Below are 22,171 nucleotides of genomic sequence, written 5' to 3' on the forward strand. Positions count from 1 at the left end.
CGAGCTGGCCTGGCCTGAGGCTGCTCAAAGCAGCCCGCGCTCGGCGCACAGGCTTGTGCTGCGCTCCAAGGCCGCTCTCAGGCGCAGCGTGGTTTGCAGCAGGATCGAGGCATCGGCGCCTTCGTGCACGGCCCGCTCCAGCTCGCGTGCTGCACGGCAGACCCCCTTGAGGCCGAGATTGGCGCTGGCGCCCTTGAGTGCGTGGGCGGTGGCGCGAAGGGTTTCGGTATCGGGCTCCCGCAGGGCGACCTCGAGACGCTCCAGGCTCTCGGGCAACTCGCGCACAAAGCACTGATAAAGCCCAGGCACCTTCTTGGGTGGCAGATGGCGCACCAGATTCTGCAGGACGCCCTCGTCGAACTCCGGTGCCTGCACTCCAGCGGGCACGCTTTTGCTTGAAGGGGGGAGCTCGCCGGCCTGCGGCGCCTCAGCCTGGGTCGACGCCTCCTGTCGCGCGAGCCGGTCGAGCAAGGCCGACAGGGCCCGCAGATCCAGGGGCTTGGCCAGAAACTCGCTCATGCCGGCCTGCAGGGCCCGGCGCCGCGAGTCCGCAAATGCATCGGCCGACAGCGCCACGATGGTTGTCTGCCCCTTGCGTCCGGGCAGGGCGCGCATGGCGGCGCTGGCGGCGTAGCCATCCATGACCGGCATATGCAGATCCATCAGCACCAGGTCGAAGTCCTGCCGGGAGAACTGCTGCAAGGCCTCGAAACCGTGGCTGCAGACACAGGCCTTGTGACCGAGTTGCTCCAGCACCGCCTCCAGATAGAGGCGATTGGTGGCATGGTCCTCGGCGACCAGGATGCGCAGGGGGCGTTCGGGCGCCGTCTTCGCCCGGGCGGGGGCCTCCAGCTCCGGCACCGGCGCCTCACAAGCGTGCAAAGGCAGATCCAGCAGGAAGCAGGAACCCTGGCCGGCCTGGCTGCTGACCCGAATGTCGCCGCCCATGGCGCGGGTCAGATTGCGAGAGATTTCCAGGCCCAGACCCGTGCCGCCGTGGCGGCGCGAACTGCTGTCGTCGCCCTGGCTGAAGCGCTGGAACAGTCGGCCGAGCAGGGCCTCGTCCATGCCGATGCCGCTGTCCCGGACCTGGCAGTGCAGTCTGGGCTGGCCTTGTGCGTCCGTGCCCAGGTCCAGGCGCAGCGTGACCTGCCCCTGATCGGTGAACTTGATGGCATTGCTCAGCAGATTGAGCAGGATCTGCCGCAGTCTTGTGGCGTCGGCCAGGATCCAGGGCGGCAGGCGGGCATCCAGCTCGAAGCTCAATCCCAGCTGCTTGGCGCGCGCCAGGGCATGGCAGGCCTCGTCCAGTTCGCGCAGCAGCCGCGCGGGCTGCAAGGGCGCGTCATGGATGCTGAGTGCGCCAGCCTCCGTCTTGGAGAGGTCCAGGATGTCATTGAGTATGGCCAGCAGATGCTGGGCCGAGTCCTGTGCGGCCCGCAGGCGCAGGCGCTGCACATCATCGAGTCGCGAGTCCCTGAGCAATTCCAGCATACCCAGCAGCCCATGCAGCGGGGTGCGCAGTTCATGGCTCATATTGGCCAGGAAGGTGCTCTTGGCCCGGCTGCCGGCCTCTGCCGCGCGGCGCGCCTTGCGCAGCCGTCGGCTCAGGGCACGTTGCCGGCGCCCATGGCGCGCAAGGCTGCGCAGCTGGAGCATGACCACCACTGCCAGACCCAGGGCCAGGGCGCACTGCAGCAGGGTCAGGCCCAGGCTCAGGCTGCTCTGCTTGCGAACCAGATCGGTGCGGGCATTGACCTGCTCCGCCACATGATGAGACGCCGTCACGGAGAGCTCGGTGATCAGCGGGGCCAGCCCGGCCAGCTTCTCCTGCATCGTTCGCACCTGCTCGGGCTGCTCCTTGATCAGGGTGGCGTCCAGCGGCAGGGCATCGGCCCAGCTCACCAGGGCGCGGCTGTCGGCAATCATGCGCCGGTAGTCCGCATGAGCCCCCAGCACCTTGGCAGCGTGCTCACCCTCGATCAGCCCCAGCCGACTCACAAAGATCTCGAAGCGCTCCGCGGCGGCCTGGGCGGAAGACGCGTCCCCCCGCTGCACGCTCTCGGCCAGCAGGCTGCGCAGCTTCAGATACTCGACCTCGTACTGGAACACGCTCCAGACAAGGTAGTCGTCCTGGTACTGGCGGCTGGCGTTCAACAGCTCCAGCTGACGGGACTGCAGCAAGCCCGAGCTCGCAAAGACCAGCAGCAGCAACAAGCCCAGGCCCGCCACGAGCTGGCGCAGGCGGCGCGGTGAGAGCGAGTTGGTGATGCTCACCGGACGTCCAGACTCTTGAGCTGCCAGATGCAACGGCTGTAGTACAGCGTGTTGCGCAGCCGCGGATGGCTCTCGAAGGGGTAGACCACGAACAGCGGGCCCTTGTCGCGCAGCAGCATGGGCTGATCGTCGAGCAGTCTTGCCAGGATCACCGGCAAGGTCTGCACATCCTCCATGGGAATACTGACCTTGTAGTCATTGATGGCCACGGCGTCGATCTGCTGGCCCTGGGCCTGGGCTGCCGCCAGCACGTCCCGCAACAGGGGGCCGGTGAATTTGCGTGGCCCGCTGTACCAGGGCGTCTTCTGCACCAGGTTGTGCTGGGGCAGGGCCGCCAGCATGGCCATGTCGAACAGGGCGCGGCCCTCGCTATTGCTCTGTCCCAGCCGTCCGCTGAGTGTCAGCACCACGCCGCCGCTGGGGTTTGGCAAGGCCCAGGCCAGGCCGGGACACAGGCTCAGCAGGCTGTTCAACAGGGACCGGCGGGACAAGAGGCCATGCATGGGGTGTGGGAGCATCAGCGCGAGCAAGCTTGAATCGCTTCAGAGCTGAAGCGGCTGCGGATTCTAGGCAGGCAGTCGTGCCACGCCCATGAGAGGATTCCTGGTACCTATCCCGGGGGAGGGGATGCCGCGACCCGGGGCAGTCGCTTGTGCTTGAGGCGACTCAAGACCGCGCTTCTAAAAGCCTGAGCCGGGCTGCGCCAGATAGACCAGCTCGGCTTCGGTGCTGTCGCGGCCCAGGGCCACGTTGCGATGCGGGAAGCGGCCGAACTGGGCAATGACCGCATGATGGCGCCGGGCATAGTCCAGGGCGCCGTCCAGGCGGGCTTCCTCGGCGGCCAGGGCCTCGAAGAGGCGCACACAGCGCTGCTGCAGGCCCAAGTCCTCGGCATGCTCCAGAGGCAGGTAGACGAAAAGGCGCTGCAGCGGCGCGAGCTGCCGGTCCGCGCCGCTGTCCACCAGGCTCAGGGCTTGCGCCAGGGCCTGCGGGTCGCCGGCAAAGGCCCGGGCCGTGCCGCGATAGCTGTTGCGGGTGAATTGGTCCAGCAGCAGGATGCGCGCCAGCGCCCCCTCGGGCCCGGCCGCGCTCCAGTCCGCCAGACCGCCGGCCAGGGCGGTCTCCAGCAGAGGCGCGAAGCGGCCCTGGATCTGGGCGTCGAACGCGGCGTCCTTGATGAACCAGGCCTTGCGGTACTGGCCGGCCTCGGCACTGCCCGGCGCGCCGAACCAGAAGTCCAGCACGGCGCGGGCGCCTTCCGGCAGGGTGCCGTCTGGCAGGGCGCTCGGGGTGCTCTGTGCGGCGTTGCTGTTCATGTTCTCTCCCCGTCCAGCTGCTGCCAGAGGTAGCTGTACTCCAGGGCCTGCAAGGTGGCGCGCTGCTCGTTGTCGGCCGCGCCGCCGTGGCCGCCCTCGATGTTTTCGTAGTAGAGGATCTCGTGGCCCTGTTCCAGCATGCGCGCCGCCATCTTGCGGGCATGGCCGGGGTGGACGCGATCGTCGCGCGTGGAGGTGGTGAAGAAGATGCGTGGGTACTGCCGCTCGGCCCGCACATTCTGGTAGGGGCTGTAGCGCGAGATCACGGCCCAGTCCTTGGCCTCGTCGGGGTTGCCGTACTCGGCCATCCAGGAGGCGCCGGCCAGCAGCTGGTGATAGCGGCGCATGTCCAGCAGAGGCACCTGGCAGACCACGGCATTGAAGAGCTCGGGCCGCTGCATGCTGACCGCGCCCACTAGCAGGCCGCCATTGCTGCCACCCATGATGCCCAGCTGGGCCGGGCGGCTGATGCCGCGGGCGATCAGGTCCTCGGCCACGGCGATGAAGTCCTCGTAGCTCTTGTGCTTGTGCTCGAGGATGGCGGCCTGGTGCCAGGCGGGGCCGAACTCGCCGCCGCCGCGGATATTGGCCAGCACCAGCACACCACCGCGCTGGTACCAGGCGCGGCCAAAGCCGCCCGAGTACCAGGGTTGCAGGCTGACCTCGAAGCCGCCATAGCCCTAGAGCAGGGTGGGGTTGCGGCCATCGGCTTTGGCTCCGGCCGGCCAGATCACGAAATAGGGCACGGCCGTGCCGTCGGCGCTGCGGGCAAAGAACTGCTCGGCGCGCATGCCGGCGGCCTCGAACTGGGGCTGGCGGGCCTTGAGCGGCTCGCGGGCGTCCTCGCCCGCACGGGCCAGGGCCAGGGTGTCGGGGGTGAGGAAGTCGGTGTAGCTCAGCAGGTAGTGGTCGGCCAGCGGGTCCTCGGCCAGCTCGTCGTCGTGCAGGCCGGCCAGGCCCAGGGTGCCGGGGAAGGGGGCGGGTACGCTGCGATGGCGCGGTGGCGTGCAGCGGAAGTCCCATTCCTCCAGGCGGCTGGCCACGTTCTCCGAGACATTGAGCAGCAGATGCTCGCGGGTGAGCGTGTAGTCCGCCAGGGATCGGGTGGGGCTGGGCCTGAACAGGGCCTGGAAGCGGCGCTCGCCGGCCAGATAGGCAGCGGCATCGGCCAGCAGCAGGCTGCCGCTGGCATGGGTCGTCTGGCCTTCCAACACCCAGTCGCTGCGCAGGGAGATCAGCAGGTGCGGGCCCCAGAAATGGGGCTGGGCATCGTCCGGCAGGTCCAGCCGGGTCAGTGAGCCATCGGGTTGCAGCAGAAAGCTGGCCTGGCGGTAGAAGTCGAGAGCGCGCACGAAGAGCGTTCGCTCATAGCCCGGGCGGCGGTCCACCTGGACCGAGACCACAACATCCTGGGCCTCGCCCTCGAACACGGTCTGGGCCTGCTCCAGCGGCGTGCCGCGGCGCCAGCGCTTGAGCACGCGCACATAGCCCGAGTCCGTGAGCGAGCCGGGGCCGAAATCCGTGCCCACGTAAACGGTGTCGGCGTCTATCCACGCCAGCTGGCTCTTGGCCTCGGGCAGCTCGAAGCCGCCCTCGGCGGCCGGGATGAAGCGCTTGTCCACCAGATCGAACTCGCGCACCACATGGGCGTCGGCCCCGCCGCGCGAGAGCGAGACCAGGCAGCGCCGGTAGTCGGGGCCCAGGGCATCGGCCCCGGCAAAGACCCAGCTCTCGCCCTCGGCCGCGCCCAGGGCGTCCAGGTCCAGCACGGTTTCCCAGGCGGGCTCGGGGCGGCGGTACTCGTCCAGCGTGCAGCGCCGCCACAGGCCGCGCTTGTGCGCTTCGTCCTGCCAGAGGTTGTAGAAGAAGGCACCGCGGCGCGTGATCTGCGGAATGCGGTCGTGCGCGTTCAGCACCTCCAGCAGCTCGCGGCGCAGGGCAGGGTAGCGCTGGCCGTCCTGCAGTCGCGCCAGGCTCTGGGCATTGCGCTCGCGCACCCAGCTCAGGGCGCGCTCGCTGTCCACCTCCTCCAGCCAGAGGTAGGGATCGTCCTGGCCGATCTCGGCCTTCAGGGTGTCGGGGGGCAGGTCTTGCGGCATCGGGGCTCCGGTTCAGCGCGACCGGAGGACGCCATCCGCCCACCGGTCTTCAGTCAGCCCGCAGCTTAAGCGCTTGCGGCGTGATCTCCACCGACGCATTGGGGGTGGACATCTGGATGATGCCGTCCTGCACCATCACCTGCAGCTGCATGCTGCGCTCGGCCATGGCGATCAGGGCCTGGGACTGCTCGGCCGGAATCTGCCAGACCGCCAGCTTGGGCGCGCGGGTGAGCTTGTTCTCGATCTGGCTCCACCACACCGGGGTGCTGCTGGCGTAGCTGATCACGGTGACCTGCTCGGCGCGGCCATGGGCCTTCATGATGCGGCGCTCGTCGGGCTGGCCCAGGTCGATCCAGTGCACCACCTCGCCCGTGAGGTCCAGCTGCCAGAGATCGGGGTCATCCACCTCGGACAGGCCCTTGGTGAACTCCAGGCGGCCACGCAGCTCGTCGGCCGGGATGTGCAGGGCGTAGGCCAGGATGCGCACCATCATGCGCTCGTCGGTCTCCGAGGGGTGGCGGGCGATGGTGAGGTTGTGCTCGCCGTAGACATGGCGGTCCATGTCGGCGATCTGCAGCTGGGCTTTGTGGATGGTGGCTTTGAGCGCCATGGCGGTGGGTCTGCTTGCGGGGGCGAAACCGCGCATTATCGGGCTCGTGGCATGATGCCGGCCTGTTTGCGCGACCGGCGACAGGCCGGACGCCCCGAATTTCCGCGAGACCCCGTCCATGAAACGCATCCTGCTCTGCACCCTCATCGTCGCCGCCCTGCCGGCCCTGGCCCAAGTCAGCGCCAATCCCAATGCCAAGGTCGACCCCAAGAACAACAAGGTCAGCCGTCCGGTGGTGGAGAAGCCCAAGCAGAAGCTGATGACGCGCGATGAGCTGCGCGCCTGCCTGGTGCGTTTCGACAAGAACGAAACCGATGCCAAGGACATCAAGGCCGCCCAGGCCGCCGATGCCGAGGAGCGCGCCGCCGTGCTCAAGCTCAAGGACGAGCTGACCCAGGCCGGCCAGGGCCTGAGCAGCAATGCCACCGAGATCAAGGCCGAGCGCGAAACCCTGATCAAGGACCAGGAAGGCCTCAAGGCGCAGATCGCCAAGATGGAGCGTGCCGACGCCGAGAAGGTGCTCAACGACTACAAGGCCCGCGCCGCCGCGCATGACGCCCGCATCGAGGCCTTCAACAAGAGCAAGACCAAGTACGACGCCGACGCCAAGGGTTTCGAGACCCGCATCGAGGCCTACAACGCCTCCAGCAAGGCACTGCAGGCCCGCACCGAAGCCCATCTGGACGAGGTGGACGACTGGAAGGCCGAGTGCAGCAACAAGCCCTATGACGAGGCCGACGAGATCGCGGTGCGCAAGGAGCTGGGCCTGAACAAGAAGTAAGCCCTTCGCCGGGGCCGCCCTGCAGCGGCGACCCAGCTCATGCAAAATGCGGCCTGCACACGGCGCCTCTCCCGACCCGGAGCGGCGCCGTTTTCCTAAACAGGCCGTCCCACGAGGGCGGGCATCACCCGAGACACGCATGAGCCAAGCCGCCTCCAATCCCCTGCTGCAAGACTGGAACGATCAGCCCTACGGCCTGCCGCCTTTTGCCCGCATCGAGGCCGCGCATTTCGCCCCGGCCTTCGAGGCTGCCCTGGCCGAGCACCGTGCCGAGCTGGACCGCATCGCGGCCCAGGACCAGCCGCCCAGCTTCGAGAACACCATCGCGGCCTTCGACCGCAGCGGCCGCCTGTTGGCGCGCCTGGAACATCTCTTCTACACCCTGGGCGCTTCGGCCACCTCACCCGAGCTGCAGGCCGCCCAGCGCGCCCTGGCTGCGCCGCTGGCCGCCCATGGCAATGCCGTCTACATGCATGCCGCGCTGTTCAAGCGCGTGGACGCGCTCTACGCCGAGCGCCAGGCCCTGGGCCTGAGCCCCGAGCAGCTGCGCCTGCTGGAGCGTATCCATCTGGACTTCGTGCGCGCCGGTGCCAAGCTGCAGGGCGAGGCCCAGGCCCGCTACGCCCAGGTGGTGGAACGCCTGGCCGAGCTGCACACCCTGTTCGGCCAGAACGTGCTGGCCGATGAGAGCGGCTACCAGCTGCTGCTGCGCGGCGAGGACGAGCTGGCCGGCCTGCCCGACTTTGTTCGCGCCGCGGCCCGCCAGGCCGCCGTGGACCGCGGCCTGGGCGAGGATGCCGGCGCCCATGTGATCACGCTCTCGCGCTCCCAGATCGTGCCCTTCCTGAGCTTCAGCGAGCGTCGCGACCTGCGCGAGCAGGCCTGGCGCGCCTGGATCGGCCGAGGCGAGAAGGACGGCGCCACCGACAACCGCGCCGTGGCCCAGGAGATCCTCACCCTGCGCAATGAGCAGGCCCGTCTGCATGGCCATGCCTGCTACGCCGACTACGCCCTGGCCGACACCATGGCCGGTTCGCGCGAGGCGGTGCTGGGTCTTCTCAACCAGGTCTGGGAGCCGGCCAAGCAGGCCGCCGCCGCCGAGCGCGAGCAGCTCGAGGGCATGATGGCTTCGCTGGATCACCGCTTCCCGCTGGAGGCCTGGGACTGGCGCTTCTATGCCGAGAAGGTGCGCAAGGCCCGCTATGAGCTGGACGATGCCGAGGTCAAGCCCTACTTCTCGCTGGACGCCATGGTGCAGGCCCTGTTCGACTGCGCCGGCCGCCTCTTCGGCCTGAAGTTCCTGGCTCAGCCCCAGGTGGCGGGCTACCACCCCGACGTCAAGGTCTACGAGGTGCAGGGCGCGGATGGCGTCTTGCGCGGCGTCTTTGTGCAGGACAACTTCGCCCGCCCCACCAAGCGCAGCGGCGCCTGGATGAATGCGCTGCGCTGGCAGGCCCGCAACGGCATCGATGCCCTGCCCATCATCCTGAACAACAACAACTTCGCCAAGGGCGCAGCGGGTGAGCCCACCCTGCTGTCCTTTGATGACGCGCGTACCTTGTTCCACGAATTCGGCCACGGCCTGCACGGCCTGCTCTCGAACGTGGAGTACGAGCGCCTCTCGGGCACCCAGGTGCTGCGCGACTTTGTAGAGCTGCCCTCGCAGATCTTCGAGCACTGGATCAACGAGCCCGAGGTGCTCAAGCAGCACGCCCGTCACTACAAGACCGGCGAGCCCATCCCCGACGCCCTGCTGGCCAAGATCAAGGCGGCCGAGCTCTTCAACCAGGGCTATGAGACCGTGCGCTACACCGCCAGCGCTCTGGTGGACCTGGCCGTGCACGCGCGCACCGAGGCCCAGGGGCCGGATATCACCGCCTTCGAGGCCCAGACCATGGCCGACTACGGCCTGCCCGCGGCCATTGGCATGAACCACCGCCTGGCGCACTTCCAGCATCTCTTCAGCGGCAGCGGCTATGCCGCCGGCTACTACGTCTATATGTGGGCCGAGGTGCTGGATGCGGACGGCTACGAGGCCTTCAAGGAGGCCGGCAGCCCCTTCGACGCCCAGGTGGCCCAGCGTCTGCTGACCCATATCTACGCCGCGGGCAATAGCTGCGAGCCGCGTGCCACCTACCGCGCCTTCCGCGGGCGCGATGCCCAGGTGCAGCCCATGCTGCGTGGGCGCGGCCTGCTGGTCTGAGCGTCTTGTTTACCGCGCCATGAAGGCCGGCGCCTCAGGCACCGGCCGGAAAGCGCTGGTCCAGGCCGGTCAGAAAGGCCTTGAAGTCAATGGGCTTGGTCCAGTAGGCGGCAAAGCCCGCGGCCAGGGCCCGGCGTATGTCCTCGGGCATGGCATTGGCTGATAGCGCGATGCAAGGGATGCCGGCCGTGAGGGCATCGGCTTGCAGCAGACGCATCACCTCGTAACCGTCCATATCGGGCAGCTGCATGTCCAGCAGAATGAGCTGCGGGTGCTGCCGCCGCGCAGCCTCCAGGCCGCTGGCACCGTCGGGTGAGCAGCTGAGCTGCAGATGGGGGCGCTGGGCCACCAGTTCCTCCACGACCAGCTGATTGACCGGGTTGTCTTCGATATAGAGGATCTGGGGCGGGGCACTGCGCATGGCCTCGACTGTAGCTCGGCTTGAGCCTGCCTCCATCCCGTGGCAGCATGCCGGGCCTTGCGATTGACAAAGTCTGGGAGTGGCGCACATGCATATCGGAGTCTTGACCGGCGGCGGGGACTGTTCGGGTCTCAATGCCTTGCTGCGCGGCCTGGTCCTGAGCCTGGTGGAGCGCCACGGTCTGCGGGTCAGCGGCGTACGCCAGGGTTTTCTGGGCCTGCTGGAAGACCGCGTCGAGCCCCTGAGTCCCGAGCGCGTGCGTGGACAGCTGCTGGAGGGGGGCAGCCTGCTGGGCTGTCACAACAAGGCCAATCCCTTTGCCTATTTCGGGGCCGGCGGGGCGGACTGTTCCGAGCGCGTGCTGGCCTGCGCCGAGCGCCACGGCCTGGACGCCCTGGTGGTGGTGGGTGGCGACGGCACCATGGGCATTGCCGAGCGCATCCACCGCCTGGGTCTGCCGGTGCTGGGCCTGCCCAAGACCATCGACAACGACCTGATGCACAACGAGCGCAGCCTGGGCTTTGACAGCGCGGTGGAGGTGGTGTCCCAGGCCCTGCGCCGGCTCAAGACCACGGCCGCCAGCCATGGCCGGGTGCTGCTGCTGGAAGCCATGGGCCGTACCGCCGGCTGGCTGGCCCTGGAGGGCGGCCTGGCCGGTGGGGCCGATTTGATCGTGCTGCCCGAGCTGGGCTTTGAGGAAGCCGAGCTGCTGCAGCGCTGCCAGGCCTTGCTGGCCCGCCAGGGCCATGCGGTGGTCTGCGTGGCCGAAGGCGCGGCCTCGGTGGAGGCCTTGCGCCCGCGCCTGCAGGCTGGCCTGGGCGAGGGCGTGGAGCTGCGCACCCTGGTACTGGGGCATCTGCAGCGCGGCGGCGAGCCTACGCCCTTTGACCGGGTGCTGGGCAGCCGCCTGGGCGTAATGGGGGCCGAGGCCGTGGTGGCGCGGCGCTTTGGCCAGCTGCTGAGCTGGCAGGGCCAGGGCTGTGAGTTCCGGCCCCTGGCCGATGTGGTGGGCCAGCCCCGCCTGGTGCCGCCCGGCCATGAGCTGCTGCGCACTGCCCAGGGCCTGGGGGCGATTCTCGCTCGGGGTTAACCCGCGCATTCGTCGCCGCGGGCGACGTTTCATCGGGCCGGCCTGCACTTCGTCGCAGGCCTGTTGAGGCGGGGCAGGGGGCTCGCGACACTGCGTCCATCGCAGGCCGCCAAGACGCGGTCACCCAGCCCCAAAGGAGCCCGTCATGAACCGCAAGAACTCGCTGATCGCCACCCCCTCCAGCGCCGAGCGCGCCCTGGCCGGCTACGACCGCCGCGCCGGCCTGCGTGGCCTGGCCTCCCTGGGCCTGGCGGCCGTGGTGGTGGCCAGCCTGGGTGCTGCCCTGCAGGCCTCGGCCCAGCCCCGTCCGCAGCCCCAGGGCGTGCAGCAGCTGCCCGCGGTGCTCATCGTGGGAAAGAGTCAGACCGTGCAGCAGCTGCCGCGCGTGCTGATCGAGGGTCGCCGCCAGGCCACCGCCCCGCTCGCCGAGTGAGTTGGTGCATGATGCGGGCTCCGGTGCTCCCGCGGTGCCGCTGACCCCCTCTCATTGCCCCAGCACACCATGAGCGCTGCCGCCCCGAGTTCCCCTGCTTCCTCCTCGCCTCGCTACGCCCTGATCACCGGTGCCGGTAGCGGCATCGGCCGGGCCTGCGCCCAGGCCCTGATGCACGCGGGCTGGACCGTGGCCCTGGTGGGGCGGCGCGAAGCGGCGCTGACCGAGACCGCTGCGGCGGCGCCCGAGCGTGCCCTGGTGCTGGCCGGCGATGTGAGCCGGCCCGAAGCGGTGCGCGAGATCTTCGCGGTTGTGGAGCAGCGCTTCGGCCGCCTGGATCTGCTCTTCAACAACGCCGGGCTCTCGGCCCCGGCCGTGCCGGTGGACGAGCTCAGCTTCGAGCGGTGGCAGGCCGTGGTGGATGTGAACCTCACCGGCAGCTTTCTCTGCGCGCAAGCCGCCTTCGCCCTGATGAAGCGCCAGAGCCCGCGCGGCGGCCGCATCATCAACAACGGCTCGATCTCGGCCTACGCGCCGCGCCCCAACTCCGCCCCCTACACAGCCACCAAGCACGCCATCAGCGGCCTGACCAAGGCCCTGGCCCTGGACGGCCGGGCCTTCGACATCGCCGTGGGCCAGCTCGATATCGGCAATGCCCTGACCGAGATGGCCCGCCCCATGACCCAGGGCGTGCGCCAGGCCAATGGCCAGATTGCCGTGGAACCCACCATGGACGTGCGGCATGTGGCCGAGGCCCTGCTGCACATGGCGTCCCTGCCGCTTTCGGCCAATGTCTTGAATATGACGGTGATGGCCACATCTATGCCTTTTGTCGGTCGCGGCTGAGCGGCCAAGGAAGAAACCACCGATGCTCTCTGCTCTCGCTTCGTTTGCCCTGCGCCTGCTGCTGGCGGTCGCCACCGTGCTGCTGGTGCTGGCGCTGATGGGCGTGGCCCTGCTGACCTTGCTGGGCCTCACGATCTGGAGCCTGATCCGCGGCCGCAAGCCGGTGCTGGACCTCTCGGGCTTTGCCCGGGCGCGTCAGTTCCGGGCGGGCACGGGCATGGGCGGTGGCGGTGCTTTCGGCCGCCGCGCGCCCGCCGGTGAGGTCGTGGATGTGGAAGTGCGCGAGGTCAAGCCCGAGCCGGCGCGGCTGGAGCCCTGAACCCGGGCCAGGACGGAGCCGGGCCTTACCAGCGCTGGCGGCTCAGCTCTTCCAGGATCTCGCCGTAGATGCGGTAGCGCGAGGCGCTGATCTGCCCGGCCTGCAGCGCGGCGATCACGCCGCAGCCCGGCTCGTGCTGGTGCGTGCAGTTGTAGAAACGGCAGTCGCCCGCATGGGCGCGCAGATCCGGCATCAGCAGGGGCAGCTGGGCCGGCTCGATCTGCTTGAGGCCGAACTCCTGAAAACCTGGTGAATCGATCAGGGCCGTGCGCGGCTGGGCCTCGTCCATCCAGTACCACTGGGTGGTGGTGGTGGTGTGGCGGCCCGAGTTCAGGGCCTGGGAAATATCGCCCACCTGAGCCTGGGCATCGGGCACCAGCAGATTGATCAGGGTGCTCTTGCCCGTGCCGCTGGGGCCCAGCACAAAGGTCCGCTTGCCCTGCAGCCAGGGCGTGAGCAAGGCGCGCGAGCCCTCGGGATCGGCCTTGAGCGCCACCTCCATCACCTCCATGCCCATATCGCGGTAGGGCTGCAGGCGCTCGCGCGCCGCGGCCGCGCCGGGCAGGTCGGTCTTGTTCAGGGCGATGCGGGCGCTGATACCGGCGCTCTCCGCGGCGATCAGGGCGCGTGCCAGCTGGCTTTCGCTGAACACCGGCTCCACCGCCACCAGCACCAGCAGCTGGTCCAGATTGGCGGCAAAGCTCTTGGTCTTCCACTCGTCCTGGCGGAACAGCAGATTGCGGCGCGGCTCCACGGCCTCGATCACGCCCTCGTCGCCGCTGGGGGCCCAGCGCACCTGGTCGCCCACCACGCAGTCACTCTTCTTGCCGCGCGGGTGGCAGACATGGCGCTGCCCCTGCGCGTCCTCCACGATGTAGTGGCGGCCATGGCCGCGCACCACCAGGCCCAGATCCAGATGGGCGTGCTTGCTGCTCATTGAGCGGATTCGGCTTCCGGCAGGGCCGAGACCTGGGCCGCGCAGATGAAGTCATTGCTCGTCAGCCCCTTGGCGCTGTGGGTGCTGAAGCTCACGGTGCAGGCGCCGTAGCTCACCATCAGATCGGGGTGATGGTCCTGGGCATGGGCCAGCTCGGCCACGGCGTTCACAAAGGCCATGGTCTGGTAGTAGTTCTCGAAGCGGAAGGCACGGGCGATTAGCTTGTTCTCGGCGTCCGGCTGCCAGCCGGGCACCTGGCCCAGCCAGGTGGGCAGCTGTTCGGCGGCGATGGGTTCACGCTGGGGCGTGCATTGGGCAAGCAGGAGATTCATGGCGGGGCTCGTTCGGCGTGTTCAGTGGGCGGCGATGGCGGCCAGGCGTTCGCTGGCCGGCGGATGCGAGTAGTAAAAGCGCGCATACACCGGGTCCGGCGTCAGGGTGCCGGCATTGTCCTCGTGCAGCTTGAGCAGGGCCGAGGCCAGGTCGGCGCCGCTGGCCTGGGCGCAGGCATAGGCATCGGCCTGGAACTCGTCGCGGCGCGAGAGCAGGCTGCCCAGGGGCGTGAAGAAGAAGCCGAACACCGGCAGCACCAGCAGGAAGAGCAGCAGGGCCAGCGCGTCGTTGGGCAGGCGGCCGTCCAGATTGGGCTGCACGCCAAAACCCAGATAGAAGCCCGGCTGGGCCGAGAGCCAGCCCAGCAGGGCAAAGGCCGCCAGGCTCAGGGCGAACATGTTGAGCATGCGCTTGAGCACATGCTTGTGCTTGAAGTGGCCCAGCTCATGGGCCAGCACCGCCTCCACCTCGGCGCCGTTCAGGCGCGAAAGCAGGGTGTCAAAGAAGACCACGCGCTTGGCCGCGCCGATGCCGGTGAAATAGGCATTGCCATGGGCCGAACGGCGGCTGCCGTCCATCACGAACAGGCCCTTGGCCGCAAAGCCGCAGCGCGCCATCAGGCCTTGCACCCGCTGCCGCAAGTTCTCGTCGGCCAGGGGTTCGAACTTGTTGAACAGGGGCGCGATCACCGTGGGATAGAGCACCAGGATCAGCAGATTGAAGCCCATCCAGGCGCCCCAGGCCCAGGCCCACCAGTAGGGGCCGGCCGCGCCCATCAGCCACAGGATCAGGGCGGCAATGGGTAGGCCGATCAGGGCGCCCACGGCCAGACCCTTGAGCGCGTCGGCCAGGTAGAGCTTCCACGTCATGCGGTTGAAGCCGAAGCGCTGCTCGATGCGGAAGGTGCTGTAGAGCTCGAAGGGCAGGTCCAGCAGGCCACCGATCAGGGCGAAGGCCGCCAGCAGGCTCAGCTGATAAGCCATGGGCGACCAGCCCAGGCCGTGCAGGGCGCTGTTGAGCAGGTCCAGGCCGCCCAGCAGGGTCCAGCCCAGCAGCACGGCGGCATTGAAGGCCAGGCTCAGCAGGCCGAAGCGGGCGCGGGCCACGGTGTAGTCGGCCGCCTTCTGGTGGGCGGCCAGCGGCACGGTGGCGGCAAAGGCCGCGGGCACTGCGCCACGGTGGCGCATCACATGGCGCACCTGGCGGGCGTTGAGCCAGAACTTGGTCAAAAGGCTCAGCAGCAGGGCCGCGGCGAAGACATAGCTCAGGACGGTGGGATTCAGCACAAGAAAATTCGCGGACGGCATGGACGGGAGTGTAGGGCTGCGACAATGCGCCGTCTGAAGACAAGGATTCAAAAGAGAGTCAAGCCATGAGCGAGAACCCCCTGCTGGCCAGCAGCGACCAGAACCTGATCTGGATCGACCTGGAGATGACCGGCCTGTTCCCCGACCGCGACCGCATCATCGAGGTGGCCGTGGTGGTGACCGACCCGCATCTGACCGTGCGCGTCGAGGGTCCGGTGTTCGCCATCCACCAGAGCGATGCCACGCTGGACGCCATGGACAACTGGAACAAGGGCACGCACGGCAAGAGCGGCCTGATCGACCGCGTCAAGGCTTCCACCATCACGGAGGAGCAGGCCAGCGCCCAGGTCATCGAGTTCCTCAAGGCTTATGTGCCCAAGGGCAAGTCGCCCATGTGCGGCAACAGCATCTGCCAGGACCGCCGCTTCCTGGCCAACTACATGCCCCAGCTGGAAGACTTCTTCCACTACCGCAACCTCGACGTCTCCACGCTCAAGGAACTGGCGCGGCGCTGGAAGCCCGGCATCATCGACGGCTTCAAGAAGGCCCAGAAGCACACCGCCCTGGCCGATATCCACGAGTCCATCGATGAGCTCGCCTACTACCGCGAGCACTTCCTGAGCCTCTGATCCCTCACGGCCCGCTGTCCTGGCGATGAGCAGTACCCGCCGCCCCGCAGCGCTCTGGGCGGCTTTCGACTTTCCCCGGCACCCGCTGTCTCGCGCGGAGGGCGCGGGCCTGCGCGGCGTTTTCTGCGCGCCACCCGCGCAGCGCCTGGGGGCGCACCCCGCGGCCGCGCTGCGGGGGGTTTTTGGGCCCCCCCTGGGGGCCGCGCGGGCCGGCGCCTGGGTGCTGGGTGGCCTGCGCTACGAGGCCGCCGCGGCCCTGGACCCGAGTCTGGAGACCGAGGCGCCTGACGGACCGCTGGCCGAGTTCCAGGTCTGGCAGGTCGAGCCCCAGGCCTGGCCCGAGGCCGAGCCGGCTCCGCAGCCTTTGTCGGACTGGCGCGATCTGGGCGAGCCCAGCGCCCAGACGGCCGCCATCGAGCGGGTGCGCGAGTGGATACGCGCGGGCGACTGCTACCAGGTCAATCTCACCACCCGGCTGCAGGCCGAGGCCGGGCTCGGCTTCGAGCTGGCCGCCTACTTCCTGGCCCTGCACGAGGCCCAGCCCGGCGGCTTTGCGCTCTTCATGCGCGGCGAGGGCGGGCAGGGCGGCGTGGCCAGCGTCTCGCCCGAGCTTTTCTTCGACTGGCGCCCGCTGCCGCAGAACGAGCACACCGGCCGCGGCGAGCCCGGCACCTGGCTGCTGGCCGCCCAGCCCATGAAGGGCACGGCCCCGCGCGGCGCCGACCGGGCGGGCGACGAGGCCGCCCAGGCCCATCTGCGCACCAGCGAGAAGGAGCGGGCCGAGAACCTGATGATCGTGGACCTGCTGCGCAACGACCTCTCGCGCGTGGCGCTGACCGGCTCGGTGCGGGTGCCGAGGCTCTTCGAGCTGCACGCCCTGTCCACCGTCTGGCAGATGACCTCCACCGTCACCGCGGTGAGCCGGCCGGGCTTGAGCCTGGCCCAGCTCTTCGCGGCGCTCTTTCCCTGCGGCTCGGTCACCGGCGCGCCCAAGCGCCGCGCCATGCAGATCATCCGCGAGCTGGAAGCCGCCGCGCCGCGCGGCTGGTACTGCGGCGCCCTGGGTCTGCTGCAGCCCGGCGGCACGGCCACCTTCAATGTGCCCATACGCACCGTGGAGCAGGGGCCGGACGGCGCGCTGCGCTGCGGCATCGGCTCGGGCATCACGCTCGATGCCGAACCCGCGCCCGAGCTGGCCGAGTGGCAGGCCAAGCGCCGTTTCCTGAGCCGCGCCGCGGCCCCGGTGGCGGCGCTCGAAACCCTGCGCCTGGAGCAGGGTACCTATGCGCGCCTGGAACTGCACCTGGCGCGCCTGCAGCGCTGCGCCCGCCATTTCGGCCTGCGCTGGTGCGGCGACTGCGTGCGGGCCTATCTGGACAAGCTGGCTCGCGAACATGGCGAGGGGCTGTGGCGCGTGCGCCTGACCCTCTCGCGCGCCGGCAGGCTGGACAGCCAGGTTCTGCCCCTGGCCCCCACGCCCGAGCCGGTGCACCTGGCCCTGGCGCCGCGTCCCATCGCCAGCCAGGGCGCGGCGGCCGAATTCATCCAGCACAAGACCACCCGGCGTGAGCTCTACGAGGCCCTGGCCGCGGACAAGCCGGCGCAAGCCTTCGACCTCATCCTCTGGAACGAGGCCGGCGAGCTGACCGAGGGCAGCTTCGGCAATATCGCCCTTGAAATCGAGGGCCAGTGGCTCACGCCGCGCGCCCAGGCGGGCCTGCTGCCGGGCGTGATGCGTGAGCAGCTGCTGGCCGAGGGCCGCATCCGCGAAGCCCACCTGAGCCGCGAGGACCTGGCCCGCGCCAGCCGGCTCGCCTTCTTCAACAGCCTGCGCGGCTTGCTGGACGCCGAACTCCTGCCCCGCTGAGGCCGCGCACCAGACACCCCATTTCCAGCGGCGCCGGCCCCGGCCGACGCCGCCCACCCCGACACATCATGAGCACCACCAGCAAGAAGACTGCCCCCAAGACACCGACGAAAGCGGCGACGAAAGCGCCGACAAAGGCCGTGTCGAAAGCGCCGGCAAAGACCGCGTCGAAAGCGCCCGCCAAGAAGGCTGCGGCCCCGAGCCCGGCCGCCAAGCGCAGCCGCAAGCCGGCCGAGCCCGTTGTCGAGATCGTGGCGGAAGTCCAGATCGAGACTCCGGTCCAGCCTGTGGCCGAGCCGGCTGCGGTGCCGGCCACCGAGAGCAAGAAGAAAGCCCCGGCCCGCAAGCGTGCCAGCAAGCCGGCTGAAGCGGTGGCTGAGCCTGTGGCCGAGCTCGTGATCGAGCCCGCATCGGAAGTCGCGCCCGAACCCGAACCCGAACCCACTCCCGCCAAGCGTGCCAGCAGCGCCCGCCGCAAGAAGGCGGCCGAGCCGGCCGCTGAGGCGCCGGCTATCGAGCAAGCTGAAGCGCCGGTCGACATGTCTGTCGAGGCGCCCAAGAAGCCCGCCCGCAAAAAGCCCGGCAAGCCCAAGGCCGCCGAGGTCCAGCCCGAGCTGCCGGCCGAGCCGCCGCGCTACAGCCTGGCCCCGCGCGAGGACGACAGCAGCGTATTCGGTGACTACGAGCTGCTGGACCGCGAGACCGGCGCCATGATGCGCCTGAGCCTGATGGGCTCCCTGGCCTGGCGCTGCGACTGCGCCGCCCACCGCTTGCAGGCCGACTGCGAGCATGGCGAGGCTTTGCTGAGCCTGCTGCCCCTGGAGCGCGTGGCCCAGCTGGACGCCGGCTGGCCGGCCCGCGAGGCCGAGGTCTGGCTGGTGGAGCAGGACGGCCAGCGCTGGCTGCAATGGGTGGCCGGCCAGGGCGTGCCCGCGGCCGTGAGCGAGCTGGCCCGCCAGGGTCTCAACGAACTGCTGCGCCTGCCCGCCGAGCGCGCGCATGCCTGGCTGCAGGCAGTGCTGGACGCAGCTCGCGCCCAGGGCTTGCCGCTGCGGGTGGAGCCGGCGGTCTGGCCCCAGCTGGCCTGGGCGCGCGACGCCCAGGGCCGCGTGGCCCGCCTGGAGCCCTTGCTGGCTGAGCCCACGGGCCTGAGCGGCCTGCTCAAGGAAGCCATTCCCGCCTATCAGTGGGAGGCGGCCCTGTTTGCCGTCTGCGCCGGTCGCGCCATGCTGGCCGATGACCTGGGCCTGGGCCAGCGCGAGGCCGCGCTGGCGGCCCTGCGCCGGTGGCAGCAGCGCTTCGGCCTGGAGCGTGCCCTGCTGATCGCCCCGGCCGCCAGCCATGCGGCCTGGCGCCGTGATCTGGAGCGCCTGCTGGGCGAGGCCCCGGCCGGCCTGGTGCTGGCCGAGAGCGTGCCGGCCCAGGCCCTGAACGGCCGCCAGCGCCCCGAGCTGTTGATCGTGGATGGTGTGGACCAGCTGGACGCCGAACAGCTGGCTACGCTGCGTGAGTTGAGCCTGCCCCATCTGCTGCTGATCGCGGCGCGCGAGCCCCTGGGCGACGAGCGCCTGACGGCCTGGGTGGACTGGCTGGACGATGCCCGCCGCGGCCCGCTGGCGGTCCTGCGCGCCCTGGCACCCGAAGCCGGCAAGCGCGCCCAGCGCGAGGCGCTGGAAAGCGTGCTGCTCTCGCGCCGCAAGCGCGAGCTGCAGGCCCATCAGCTGCCGGCCGCCCTGGTGCAGCAGCGCTGGCTGCAGCCCGGTGGCGCGCCGCAGGCCGGCGGCCCGCTGCCCCAGCTGCGCGCCCTGGTGGCGCGCTGGCAGCAGCTGAACTACCTCGGCGCCGAGGAGCAGCGCCAGCTGCTGCAGGCCCTGAGCCTGCTGCCGGCCGGCTCGCGCCATGTGCTCAGCGCCAAGGTCGAGGCCTTGCTGGCCCTCAAGCAGGAATGGCTGGAAGGGCAGGGCGCCGCGGCGGCCCGGCTGCTGGTCTGCGCCCAGTCCGAGACCCTGCTGGACAGCCTGGCCCAGGCCCTGAAGGTACGCAAGCTGCTGGTGCAGCGTCTGCGCCAGGGCCAGAGTCCCGAGGAACAGGCCGCCAGCCTGCAGGCCTGGCGCGCCGAGCCGGCCGCCGTGCTGCTGGCCAGCGATGCGGCCCTGGTCGCCCAGGCCTCGGGCGAAGTCCTGGGTGAGGCCCGTCTGGGACTGGTCCATGCCGATCTGCCCTGGGGGATGGGTCTGCTGCAGCAGCGCCTGGCCCTGGCCTGCGGCCCCGAGCCGCGCGGCGTGCCGGTGGCCCAGCTGCTGGTGGAGGGTCCGGTGGACCGCGCCCTGCTGGTCCAGCAGCGCAGCGGCATGGCCTTCCCGGACTGGCTGGATCAGCAGATGCCGACCTGGCTGGACGAGCCGCAGCTGGCCGCGCTGATGCCGCCGCTGCAGGCCCTGCTGAGCGCGCTCTAAAACCGGCGTGCGCCCCGCGCGCCAACCCTGCCCTGGGGCTTCACGGCCCCGGGGTGAGTCCTTGGCGACGCAAAGAATGCTTGCGAAGGGGCTTGCTGGTGAAAACCCTAGCGTGCTACACTGCGCGGCTTGCTTCGACAGAGATCGGAGCAATTCGTACGTCTCCTCTGACCACTTTCAGGCCGACGCACCCGCCGCAGCGCTGCTGCACGCGGGCCGAAGCGCTCAGCACTGAAGACCCCCGGGTACGGTCGGCGGCGATGCCGTCGCTTTGACTGTTCCCCGGCGCCGCACCAAGCGCACTCACGCAGCTGAGATCTGGTGTGCGACGCGAGCTTTCTCCCAGCGACTTGACCCTACTGGTCGGCCTTTGATTTGTGGCCTGACCAGCGCCCTCCTATGTCCGGCTGTGTCCGGCGGGGCAGGGCTTTGTTGACGAAAGAAGTGATATGAGTTTCGAGAATCTGGGCCTGCACGAATCCCTGCTGCGCGCCGTCAAGGACTCCGGCTATGAGAACGCCACGGAAGTCCAGGCCGAGGCCATTCCGCGCGCCCTGGCGGGCAAGGACCTGATGGTCAGCTCGCGCACCGGCTCGGGCAAGACCGCCTCCTTCATCCTGCCCGCCCTGCAAAAGGTGCTGGAAGCCCGCGGCAACAACGGCCAGGGTTTCCCCAAGCGCGAGAAGGGCAAGATCTATGGCCCGCGCGTGCTGGTGCTGGCGCCCACCCGCGAGCTGGCCATGCAGGTCTCCAAGGCCGCTCAGACCTATGGCCGCCACATCCAGGGCCTGAAGGTCGCCACCGTGCTGGGCGGCATGCCCTACGCCCTGCAGATCCGTCAGCTGACCGGCCCGCTGGACATCCTGATCGCCACCCCCGGCCGTCTGCTGGACCATCTGTCTTCGGGCAAGTGCGTGCTGGAGAACGTCGAGATGCTGGTGCTGGACGAGGCCGACCGCATGCTGGACATGGGCTTCATCGATGACATCAAGCTGGTGGCCGAGGCCACGCCGGCCAAGCGCCAGACCGTGATGTTCAGCGCCACCTTCGCCGGTCATGTGGGCCGTCTGGCGCATGACCTGCTCAACGAGCCCGAGCGTGTGGACGTGGCCTCGCACACCGAGACCCACGAGAACATCGAGCAGCGCCTGCACTGGGCCGACAACAACAACCACCGCGACCAGCTGCTGGAGCACATCCTGGCCGAGCGTGATCTGGACCAGGCCGTGGTCTTCACCTCCACCCAGCGCGATGCTGACTGGCTGGCCGAGCGCCTCTCGGAGATCGGCCATGCCGTGGCCCCGCTGCACGGCGGCATGCCCCAAGGCCGCCGCAACCGCACCCTGATGGCCCTGCGCCGTCGCGAGCTGCGCGTGCTGGTGGCCACCGATGTGGCGGCCCGTGGCATTGACGTGCCCACGATCAGCCATGTGATCAACTACGGCCTGCCCATGAAGGCCGAGGACTATGTGCACCGCATCGGCCGTACCGGCCGCGCCGGTCGCTCCGGCCTGGCCGTGACGATTGCCGTGCGTGACGATGTGTCCATGATCCGCCGCATCCAGCAGTTCACCACCCAGCAGATCCCGGTCTCGCGCATCGAGGGCCTGGAGCCCAAGACGCAAGAGCCGCGCATCTTCCCGCCCCGCCCCGAGGGCGAGCGCGGCGGCCGTTTCGGCGACCGTTTCGGTGAGCGCCAGCCCGGTTTCGCCTTCAAGGGCGACAAGCGCTTCGGCAGCAAGCCCTTCCAGCGTGAAGGTGGCGGCAAGCCCTTTCACGGCGGTGGCAAGCCTTTCGGCCGCCCCGCCGGTGAAGGCGCCCCGCGTGACTTCGCCCCGCGTGGCGAGGGCCGTGGTTTCGAGCCGCGCCAGCAAGGCTTCAACGACCGCAAGCCCTTTGACCGCAGCGCCGGTGGTGAGCGTGGTTTTGAGAACCGCGGCTTCGAGAACCGTGGTTTCGCCCCGCGTGGCGACCGCCCCGGTTTCGGCGAAGGCAAGCCCAGCTTTGGTGGCAAGCCTTCCTTCGGTGGCAAGCCGTCCTTCCACGGCAACCGTGAAGGCGGCAATGTCGGCGGCGGCGAAGGTCGCGGCTTTGGCGGTGGCGAGCGCCGCGGCCCCGGCGGCCCTGGTGCCAAGCGCAATGGCCCGCCGGCCGGCGGCCCGCGCCGCGGCGGCTTCGGCCGCTGATCGGCCCTGAACCCGCTGCACCGGGTCTGAGCCTCGCAAGGCCCGCGCAAGCGGGCCTTTT

20 protein-coding genes are annotated in these 22,171 nt (G+C 69.5%); 10 read left to right on the plus strand and 10 right to left on the minus strand.

Annotated features, from left to right (window positions below):
- Positions 1-24: 24 nt before the first annotated feature.
- The 6 genes from ACK5F2_RS10590 to ACK5F2_RS10615 all read right to left on the minus strand — a co-directional run bounded on the left by ACK5F2_RS10590 (position 25) and on the right by ACK5F2_RS10615 (position 6,302).
- The gene (locus ACK5F2_RS10590; RefSeq protein ID WP_409864550.1) at positions 25-2,277 is read right to left on the minus strand and encodes an ATP-binding protein; all 2,253 of its coding nucleotides are present in this window, start codon (positions 2,275-2,277) and stop codon (positions 25-27) included.
- On the minus strand, positions 2,274-2,768 hold the full coding sequence (locus ACK5F2_RS10595; RefSeq protein ID WP_409864551.1) for a hypothetical protein: 495 nt from the start codon (positions 2,766-2,768) through the stop codon (positions 2,274-2,276). Before ACK5F2_RS10595 ends, ACK5F2_RS10590 begins: the two co-directional genes overlap by 4 nt.
- 189 nt (positions 2,769-2,957) lie before the next feature.
- Entirely contained in the window at positions 2,958-3,593 is a 636-nt protein-coding gene (locus tag ACK5F2_RS10600) for a DUF924 family protein (RefSeq protein WP_409864552.1), read from the minus strand.
- Positions 3,590-4,249 (minus strand): prolyl oligopeptidase family serine peptidase, encoded by a 660-nt coding sequence (locus ACK5F2_RS10605; RefSeq protein ID WP_409864589.1) that lies wholly within the window; start codon positions 4,247-4,249, stop codon positions 3,590-3,592. The genes ACK5F2_RS10600 and ACK5F2_RS10605 overlap by 4 nt, the downstream gene beginning before the upstream one ends.
- A gap of 24 nt (positions 4,250-4,273) precedes the next feature.
- Positions 4,274-5,692, minus strand: coding sequence for a hypothetical protein (locus tag ACK5F2_RS10610; RefSeq protein WP_409864553.1), 1,419 nt, complete (start codon positions 5,690-5,692; stop codon positions 4,274-4,276).
- 49 nt (positions 5,693-5,741) lie between these two features.
- A complete protein-coding gene (locus tag ACK5F2_RS10615; protein WP_409864554.1) occupies positions 5,742-6,302 on the minus strand; it encodes a YaeQ family protein in 561 nt (186 codons plus the stop codon).
- A gap of 118 nt (positions 6,303-6,420) precedes the next feature.
- Here ACK5F2_RS10615 and ACK5F2_RS10620 point away from each other — a divergent pair, with 118 nt between their 5' ends.
- Both ACK5F2_RS10620 and ACK5F2_RS10625 read left to right on the plus strand, forming a co-directional pair.
- Positions 6,421-7,083 (plus strand): hypothetical protein, encoded by a 663-nt coding sequence (locus tag ACK5F2_RS10620; RefSeq protein ID WP_409864555.1) that lies wholly within the window; start codon positions 6,421-6,423, stop codon positions 7,081-7,083.
- 139 nt (positions 7,084-7,222) lie between these two features.
- Complete coding sequence (locus ACK5F2_RS10625) at positions 7,223-9,286, plus strand: M3 family metallopeptidase (RefSeq protein ID WP_409864557.1); 2,064 nt, start codon at positions 7,223-7,225, stop codon at positions 9,284-9,286.
- A gap of 34 nt (positions 9,287-9,320) precedes the next feature.
- Here ACK5F2_RS10625 and ACK5F2_RS10630 read toward each other — a convergent pair whose 3' ends face one another.
- Complete coding sequence (locus ACK5F2_RS10630) at positions 9,321-9,707, minus strand: response regulator (RefSeq protein WP_409864558.1); 387 nt, start codon at positions 9,705-9,707, stop codon at positions 9,321-9,323.
- An 88-nt stretch (positions 9,708-9,795) separates the two neighbouring features.
- Between ACK5F2_RS10630 and ACK5F2_RS10635 the strand changes: the two genes are divergently transcribed.
- The 4 genes from ACK5F2_RS10635 (at position 9,796) to ACK5F2_RS10650 (ending at position 12,395) form a co-directional block, all read left to right on the plus strand.
- Positions 9,796-10,797, plus strand: a complete 1,002-nt coding sequence (locus ACK5F2_RS10635; RefSeq protein ID WP_409864559.1) for a 6-phosphofructokinase — start codon at positions 9,796-9,798, stop codon at positions 10,795-10,797.
- Between the two features lie 145 nt (positions 10,798-10,942).
- Entirely contained in the window at positions 10,943-11,230 is a 288-nt protein-coding gene (locus ACK5F2_RS10640) for a hypothetical protein (RefSeq protein ID WP_409864561.1), read from the plus strand.
- A gap of 69 nt (positions 11,231-11,299) precedes the next feature.
- Positions 11,300-12,076: an SDR family oxidoreductase gene (locus ACK5F2_RS10645; protein ID WP_409864563.1), complete on the plus strand. Its 777-nt coding sequence runs from the start codon at positions 11,300-11,302 to the stop codon at positions 12,074-12,076.
- 22 nt (positions 12,077-12,098) lie between these two features.
- A complete protein-coding gene (locus ACK5F2_RS10650; protein WP_409864564.1) occupies positions 12,099-12,395 on the plus strand; it encodes a hypothetical protein in 297 nt (98 codons plus the stop codon).
- 25 nt (positions 12,396-12,420) lie between these two features.
- Here the strand turns inward: ACK5F2_RS10650 and rsgA are convergent, their stop codons facing one another.
- From rsgA to ACK5F2_RS10665, 3 genes are read right to left on the minus strand one after another with little or no spacing between them, the layout of a single operon-like run.
- Positions 12,421-13,377 carry a ribosome small subunit-dependent GTPase A gene (gene rsgA / locus ACK5F2_RS10655; RefSeq protein WP_409864590.1) on the minus strand — a complete coding sequence of 319 codons (957 nt, stop codon included), beginning with the start codon at positions 13,375-13,377 and terminating at the stop codon, positions 12,421-12,423.
- A complete protein-coding gene (locus tag ACK5F2_RS10660) occupies positions 13,329-13,664 on the minus strand; it encodes a 4a-hydroxytetrahydrobiopterin dehydratase (RefSeq protein ID WP_409864565.1) in 336 nt (111 codons plus the stop codon). The genes rsgA and ACK5F2_RS10660 overlap by 49 nt, the downstream gene beginning before the upstream one ends.
- 21 nt (positions 13,665-13,685) lie before the next feature.
- Positions 13,686-14,972, minus strand: a complete 1,287-nt coding sequence (locus ACK5F2_RS10665; protein WP_409864566.1) for a M48 family metallopeptidase — start codon at positions 14,970-14,972, stop codon at positions 13,686-13,688.
- 65 nt (positions 14,973-15,037) lie between these two features.
- Here ACK5F2_RS10665 and orn point away from each other — a divergent pair, with 65 nt between their 5' ends.
- The 4 genes from orn (at position 15,038) to ACK5F2_RS10685 (ending at position 22,110) form a co-directional block, all read left to right on the plus strand.
- On the plus strand, positions 15,038-15,601 hold the full coding sequence (orn, locus tag ACK5F2_RS10670) for an oligoribonuclease (RefSeq protein ID WP_133602784.1): 564 nt from the start codon (positions 15,038-15,040) through the stop codon (positions 15,599-15,601).
- Positions 15,602-15,626: 25 nt separating this feature from the next.
- Positions 15,627-17,468, plus strand: a complete 1,842-nt coding sequence (locus ACK5F2_RS10675; RefSeq protein WP_409864567.1) for a chorismate-binding protein — start codon at positions 15,627-15,629, stop codon at positions 17,466-17,468.
- 68 nt (positions 17,469-17,536) lie between these two features.
- Entirely contained in the window at positions 17,537-19,924 is a 2,388-nt protein-coding gene (locus tag ACK5F2_RS10680) for a hypothetical protein (protein WP_409864568.1), read from the plus strand.
- Between the two features lie 449 nt (positions 19,925-20,373).
- Complete coding sequence (locus ACK5F2_RS10685) at positions 20,374-22,110, plus strand: DEAD/DEAH box helicase (RefSeq protein WP_409864569.1); 1,737 nt, start codon at positions 20,374-20,376, stop codon at positions 22,108-22,110.
- Positions 22,111-22,171 lie beyond the last annotated feature (61 nt).

The organism is Roseateles sp., assembly GCF_046300915.1.
In the GTDB taxonomy this organism is placed as follows: Bacteria; Pseudomonadota; Gammaproteobacteria; order Burkholderiales; family Burkholderiaceae_C; genus Kinneretia.